Genomic DNA, 2,928 nt, shown 5'->3' with positions numbered 1-2,928 from the left:
CTCCTCACCGTTTAACCATGAGTGGTGCACTTATTATCTGAATTCGGGTTCTCTTGTCCTGTATTCTCTTATGCGGACCTACCACCTAAGGTTAAGACCCTTGAGATTACAATCGTCAGGTGCTGTAGCACGGACCTCTCTAACGTACTCGTTCCAATCGCTATTGCTTAACTTTTGCTTAATTTCCTGATCAATTTGAACTTGAATTTTGTCACATATCTTGGCTAATTCATCTCGTTTTTTCTTCCATTCATTTAGCTCTGGTTCATTTATTTTATCAGCTGTAATTCCTGCGAAATAGAGCTTGGATTGGTCTGATGAAAGTTTCAATAATTTTCCATTATAGACCAGACCGTCATCTTCAATACCCAGAGCCAAAATTTGTGAAGGTCTGTCTATATTTTCAACAAAAAAATAAGACTCACCATCTTTCTTTATTTCAGCCAAGATCTCCTTGCCCGTGCTAGCTTTCACATAACTGTAAGTCCCTATGTACTCATCCTTACTCTCACCACAACCAGTCAACGCTGCACTCGATAATAAAATCACTATCCATTTTTTCACTTCTATTGCTCCTTAATTTAAGTTTATAAATCGCATAACGCCCTGTTAAGGTGTGAGCAACGCAATACCGAAGCTCCCGCATGCCACCTTAAACACTAAAGACAACGCATGATAAAAATGCCACGCGTTGCGAATCACTCTTAAACAGATTGTTAGGTGTTTTTACGCTTGAGGTATTTTGGTACTGATGACTTAATATACGTTTCATTAGCAGACTTTTTTCGGTTACATACCGCACAAAGCAATTGTAAATTAACCAGGTCGTTACAACCGCCTTTTGCTAATGGAATCATATGATCAATCTGGAATTCTTCCTCAAGCTCCTGCACTAGATTTGAGCCACATTCATTACAGACACCACGATCACGAGAAATCAAAATTTTCTTTACTCGCTCAGGCCAGCGCTCTCTCTGAACCCATTTTTGAGGTAGTTCATCGAGATCGTTAGCGCCATTGAAGCCTATTTGGTGCAATAGGCTCGATAGATAAAAGCACAATTGCCTATCATGCAAAATCCTATCCGAGAAGTCCTCCGCATATAAAACTTTCAGCTCTTCTAATTTAGGTTGGGCAGAATTTAAGATTCTTGCATAGCAATCTTGCAACTGCTCCATCGTATCGTCACAATCTATGAACTCCCAATACTCTTCTTCGTCTCGCTCGTAAAGCTGACCTATATATGAAACCAAACTTTCAGCGCCTTGTATTGGAATTTGTTTCTGTAGACGGTGAAAACTAATCATTTCGCAGAAATCTTCCAGAAACCAAACAGCATACTCACCATGTAAGTCTTCCAACCTTTCAGTTGCAAAGAACTCGTCAAACACCCACGTACCTAAATAATAAGAGAGTCCTCTCTCTAAAGGCTTTAACAATAGATCAGAAGGTTCGTAATACCCTTTGAGATGACTCTTAACCTGATCATACAAGTACATCCCTGTCCAATTTGGATCGTGTAAGTTTTTTATTCCGTAACCAAAAAGCTTCAAAGCTACCGTTACATATAAATTATTCATGAAATATCCAATTAACACCTAACGCTTCAAGAATAGGCGCGCGCTTTTTGCGCGTCCTTCTTGCTTGACTTGTTACGTGCCTTTAACTCTTTCGTGAAAGAATCCCATAGAGCTACACATTCTTTAGCTAATTCGAGCGAATCTAGGAATTCTTCTCCACTTAATACTGTATATTTACACTTCATGACTTCACCGCCACCACTACCGGTGTACCAAGTCGAAGTATGCCTTTGTTTTCCTGTTATATGTGGCTGCCTGCTGGTGCGTAAAGAACGAGTGAGCTTGCAGTGTTTTGATCCATTTGCCAAATCAGCACAGATCATCAATGCTTTATGTTGGTTTATGTAATCATCTATCTCTGCTGCCTTAACCCCAAGAACATTCAAATGAATGATCCAATCCCGGATATGATAGCAATGGATAAAAAATGATATGACATCATCGTCATAGGAATCCTTATCATGTCCCGAAGATGAGAAGATACCTTCATATATTGCCTCAATACGTGATAGGTATCTTTTTGTTCTCTCGATCTGCTCCAATCTATGACTCCATGAGCACGTAACAGCTGTATAGTGCGCATGCGCGTTTTAGTCCTCGGATGAGTGTAAACGCGCATCGCTATCTGTTTGTATTGGCTGGATATAATAAAGTTTAGTCCAAATATCCCTTGCAGCTAAACGCGCATGCGCGGTTTCCAAACCTATTATCTACCAGCTGTATTTTTTTAACTTTATGAATTTAATGTTATTTTCTAAAATGTTACAGAAATAACGCGCAAACTTAGCTGCAAATTTCCGGTATTTTTCCTGGAACGGCAATAATACTGTATAGAAAATCAGTTCTTAGGCACTTACCATGAGCGCTTCAAGCCCTGCAAATAGGGGCCTTAAAACCAAGCGCCCTAAAACCCAGGTCTTACAAAAAACGCTAAGTAAAGCCATGGCTACCGCACGGGTCCAAACTCTGTTCGTCCCTGCATTTCGCTGAAAACAGAAAAGTGTTGCTGTTTCTGACCTTAATTAAGCTTAAGGAAGCGCTAAAGCCAAGCTATTGAATTAGCTTTACAATAGCCAGTACTGAATGTGAAAACAATTAGCCAAAGGTCAAGTTTTGACAAAGGCAACAACACACTGATTTGGTTTGTTTTTGAAGCGGAATTGACTGGGGGTTTGCATTCTTCCCTGTTTTCGACGGTCACAGTCCCACCAGAACTAGAGCCAGAGCCTGAAAATGAGCTGCATTTCTGCAAGCACTTCAGATATTTCAAGCTACTCCATTCTCACAGAATTTCAGCAACTCCCGCTCGAAGCGGCCGCAGGGCGTTGATGACAATCGCGTAGCGAGG

3 protein-coding genes are annotated in these 2,928 nt (G+C 40.6%); all 3 read right to left on the bottom strand.

Going from position 1 to position 2,928, the window contains the following annotated elements; genetic code table 11:
- Window positions 1-78: 78 nt before the first annotated feature.
- On the bottom strand, window positions 79-564 hold the full coding sequence (locus RC73_RS19400; protein ID WP_039036171.1) for a hypothetical protein: 486 nt from the start codon (window positions 562-564) through the stop codon (window positions 79-81).
- Window positions 565-716: 152 nt separating this feature from the next.
- Window positions 717-1,580: an HNH endonuclease gene (locus RC73_RS21030; protein WP_200888008.1), complete on the bottom strand. Its 864-nt coding sequence runs from the start codon at window positions 1,578-1,580 to the stop codon at window positions 717-719.
- Window positions 1,581-1,606: 26 nt separating this feature from the next.
- Window positions 1,607-2,122, bottom strand: a complete 516-nt coding sequence (locus RC73_RS19390; protein WP_052248313.1) for a hypothetical protein — start codon at window positions 2,120-2,122, stop codon at window positions 1,607-1,609.
- Between the last annotated feature and the right edge of the window lie 806 nt (window positions 2,123-2,928).

Source organism: Shewanella sp. ECSMB14102 (genome assembly GCF_000813075.1).
GTDB classification, from domain to species: domain Bacteria; phylum Pseudomonadota; class Gammaproteobacteria; order Enterobacterales; family Shewanellaceae; genus Shewanella; species Shewanella indica.
This window is presented reverse-complemented; position numbering and strand designations above follow the sequence as displayed.

Excerpts from the sequence above, each read along its gene's own strand:
- RC73_RS21030 (WP_200888008.1), bottom strand. The coding sequence starts at position 1,580 with ATGAATAATTTATATGTAACGGTAGCTTTGAAGCTTTTTGGTTACGGA.